We start from the raw sequence: 3,828 nt of genomic DNA, 5'->3' as shown, positions 1-3,828 counted from the left end.
GCCGATGGTAGTTGGGGGTTTCCCCCTGTGAGAGTAGGACGTTGCCAAGTAAGAAGAGTGAAAAAGATCAGTAGAGATACTGGTCTTTTTTTGTGTGGAAAAATAAATAAAAACCGAAGGTTTTTTAAAAGAACAAAACAAATTAAAACTACTAGCCTGAGGCTTGGGAGAAGCAAGAAGATCTAGGAAGCGCAGAAAGAGAAGACCGGAGTGTGGGTAGTTGGCACATGAGGATCTGAACGAACAAGCTGACGCGGAGATTCGTCGCTTATCGCAAGCCGAAATCCGAACACGGAAGTTAAGCACGGAAGTTAAGCTCTCAGCGCCGATGGTAGTTGGGGGTTTCCCCCTGTGAGAGTAGGACGTCGCCAAGTAAGAAGAGTGAAAAAGATCAGTAGAGATACTGGTCTTTTTTTGTGTGTGAAAAATAAAAAACCGAAGGTTCTCTTATGTTTATCATCACTAAAATTTAATAATGAACTTTCTTAGTATTTTTATCCTGATTTTGTAAACCTTAATAGTACCATTAGATAATTGGTAATTAATTAGAGGTGTGGATATTGCTTGTTAGTAGAATGAACAAAGAGAAAATTTTAATAACTTGTGCTTTATTTATTATCTGTTTATATCTATCACCATTATATCTTTTAGGAGAGAATGCTCATATTCGAGTTCATGATAATCTTGATTCGAATATCGCTTGGTATAAGGTGTTGAGTGACAGCGGACAATTATTAGGGTCAACTAATGCTACTATTCCTCAAGTTATTAATGGGCTGCCAAGGAACGCATATGGTACAGAATTTAGTTTAATTGTGTGGCTGTATGTTTTGTTTCCTACTATGTTTGCTTATGCTTTAAGTCAAACCATAACTAGATTATTTGCTTTTATAGGCATGTATTTACTTTTAAAGGATCATTTCCTAAAAAGTAAAGAATATCACCTTATCAATGTTGGAGTTGCCCTTGCATTTGCTTTAACGCCTTTTTGGCCTTCTGGAATGCTAAGTACATTAGGGATGCCGCTTGCTCTTTGGTCTTTTTTACATATAAGAAACGGAACTAGAACGTGGAAGCAATATATTGTTTTAACCCTTCTTCCATTTTACTCAAGTATTGTTTTAGGATTTTTCTTTTTTCTATTTGGTATAGGTGTTTTCTGGGTGATCGATTTTATCAGAGGAAAACGAAATTATCATTTTCTATTTGCTCTGTTTTACATGACTGCAATTTATTTGATAGTTGAGTACCGATTAGTATATTCCTTCCTGTTTGATAATGTACCTAATAGTAGAGATGAATATTTTCATGCGAGACTACCTTTATGGAGAGTCATTCGGTTAACATTTAAAAACTTTGTCCTTGGTCACACTCATGTGATGACAGTCCATGGAATTTTTATTTTAGCAGTTATGTTAATCTCTCTTTTCTTAATTATTTTCAAGAAATTATGGAAGGAAGAAAAGAGATTTATATGGCTTCTTATTTTAAACTTTTTGTTATCCGCTTGGTATGCTTTTTGGTTTTATAAAGGTTGGTTACCATTAACCAAAAAGTTCCATGTAATGGATACTTTTAATTTTGCAAGGTTTCATTTTTTAAGGCCTTTGGTCATATATGTTGGATTTGCTCTAGGGCTCAAAATTATATGGAATTATAGGAAAAGATGGAAATCGTATGCAACATTTTTTATCATTGCGCAAGTCATTTTGCTATTTTGCTTTAATGATGAAATTATTTATCATAAAAAACCGTCAGTAAAAGAGTTTTATGCTGAAGAAATGTTTCAGGAAATTAAACTATATATCGGTTTGCCACAGGAAGATTACAGGATAGCAAGTATAGGAATTCACCCAGCTATTGCACAATACAATGGCTTTTACACTCTTGATACCTATAACAATTTCTACCCACTTTCATATAAGTATCAATTTAGAGAAATTATTGCAAAAGAGCTTGAGAAAAATAAGACAATTCGAACTTATTTTGATGAGTGGGGTGGCCGCTGTTATATTTTTACTGATGAGCTTGGTAAACATTACATGTTTAAAAAGAATTCTAAGAAAACAATTGAAAATCTTGAATTAAATACAAAAGCATTAAAAGACTTAGGAGGATCGTATATTTTTTCCGCAATTCCGATAGAGAACGCTAATGAGAATAATTTGGAATTAGAAAGGACATTTCAAAAAAAGTCATCTGCATGGAAAATTTATTTATACAAAGTCTTATAAAGCTGGAGGTTTTAACATGATTGATCCTGTATTAACAATCGTTGTGCCTTGTTATAACGAGGAAGAAGTATTACCAGAGACTATATCTGCTTTGAAATATGAATTAACACATTTGATTGATATTAATGAGATTTCAATAGATAGTAAAATATTGTTCGTTGATGACGGGAGTAGAGATCGTACATGGTCAATTGTCTATAAAAATAGTCTAGAAAGTAAAATGATACATGGTTTAAAATTGGCAAGAAACGTTGGTCATCAAAATGCATTATTAGCAGGAATGATCACTGCGAGTAAAACATCTGATTGCATTATTACAATTGATGCAGACTTGCAAGATGATGTAGGTGTAATTAAGGATTTTATTAGAAAATATAAAGATGGATTCGATATTGTATATGGAGTAAGGAAAAAAAGGGATACAGATAAATTGTTCAAAAAAGCCACTGCAGTGGGATTTTATAAAATGATGCAAAAATTAGGGGTAAATCTAGTCTATAACCATGCAGATTTCCGGTTAATGAGTAAGAGGGCGGTCGAAGAGTTAGAGAAGTTTGAGGAGGTAAATTTGTTTTTAAGAGGAATTGTTCCTTTAATCGGTTTCCCATCAACATCAGTTTACTATGATAGAAAAGAAAGGTTTGCAGGTGATACAAAATATCCTTTAAAAAGAATGCTATCATTTGCATTTGAAGGCATTACTTCATTCTCGGTTACACCTATAAGATTTGTCATGCTTGTAGGGATACTTTCTTTTTTTACTAGCTTGTTATTCGGCACTTATTTTATTACCCTAAAATTTCTTGGAGAAACACAAACTGGTTGGACATCGCTTATAACTTCTATATGGTTAATAGGAGGATTGCAGTTAATTGCAATTGGATTAATTGGAGAATATATAGGAAAGGTTTATAAAGAGTCTAAAAGACGTCCAAGATACAGTATCGATATTAATACTCTCAGTTTGACACAACAATTGATCGAAAGGAAATTAGACTCTAATGGTGGAGATCATAGAGAATTACTTTAATAATACTTTTATTAGGTTCATTCTTATAGGAGTTTTAAATACTATTTTAGGAATTTCAATAATATTTCTATTGTTAGAGGTGTTTAAGCTATCATATTGGATTTCAACATTTATTGGAAACAGTGTTGGGGCTACGGTTAGTTATTATCTAAATCGTAATTTTACATTTAAAAGTAATATAGAAAATAAAAAAGGGATACTGCTTTTTATTTTTGTTATATTAGTAAGTTATTTTATGTCGTATTCTATTGGATATCATTTATTATTGGAGAATATATTTGGATCAAATTTGTATCGCGAAGAGTTATCAATATTACTATCTGCGTGTTTTTATACAATATTAAATTATTTAGGGCAAAAGTATTTAACTTTTCGTCATTGATACCAGGATATACCAGTTGATAAATATCAGATTGATTGGTAAAATATAAATCTAGTCACGAGCGATTCAAACTCTGATGATGAACATTTAAAAAACATTTTATTTTTTGTTGACAATGTTATTTTATAATGTTAAGATATTATTCCAGTCGTCATTGCGATGTGATGGATTGGACAAGCGAA

Annotated in this window: 3 protein-coding genes; all 3 read left to right on the top strand. The window is 32.1% G+C overall.

Going from position 1 to position 3,828, the window contains the following annotated elements:
- Nucleotides 1-560: 560 nt before the first annotated feature.
- The 3 genes from AC4GZ8_RS26200 to AC4GZ8_RS26190 are packed head-to-tail and all read left to right on the top strand — an operon-like array spanning nucleotide 561 to nucleotide 3,646.
- Entirely contained in the window at nucleotides 561-2,234 is a 1,674-nt protein-coding gene (locus tag AC4GZ8_RS26200; protein WP_491084817.1) for a DUF6044 family protein, read from the top strand.
- A gap of 16 nt (nucleotides 2,235-2,250) precedes the next feature.
- Complete coding sequence (locus tag AC4GZ8_RS26195; protein WP_491084816.1) at nucleotides 2,251-3,264, top strand: glycosyltransferase family 2 protein; 1,014 nt, start codon at nucleotides 2,251-2,253, stop codon at nucleotides 3,262-3,264.
- Complete coding sequence (locus AC4GZ8_RS26190) at nucleotides 3,236-3,646, top strand: GtrA family protein (protein ID WP_491084815.1); 411 nt, start codon at nucleotides 3,236-3,238, stop codon at nucleotides 3,644-3,646. Before AC4GZ8_RS26195 ends, AC4GZ8_RS26190 begins: the two co-directional genes overlap by 29 nt.
- Nucleotides 3,647-3,828: the final 182 nt, after the last annotated feature.

This window comes from Metabacillus sp. RB-C-LZQ-3-1 (genome assembly GCF_058315175.1).
This window is presented reverse-complemented; position numbering and strand designations above follow the sequence as displayed.

Bases quoted from the DNA above. Each gene is read 5' to 3' on its own strand.
- AC4GZ8_RS26190 (WP_491084815.1), top strand. From the start codon at position 3,236: ATGGTGGAGATCATAGAGAATTACTTTAATAATACTTTTATTAGGTTC.
- AC4GZ8_RS26195 (WP_491084816.1), top strand. From the start codon at position 2,251: ATGATTGATCCTGTATTAACAATCGTTGTGCCTTGTTATAACGAGGAA.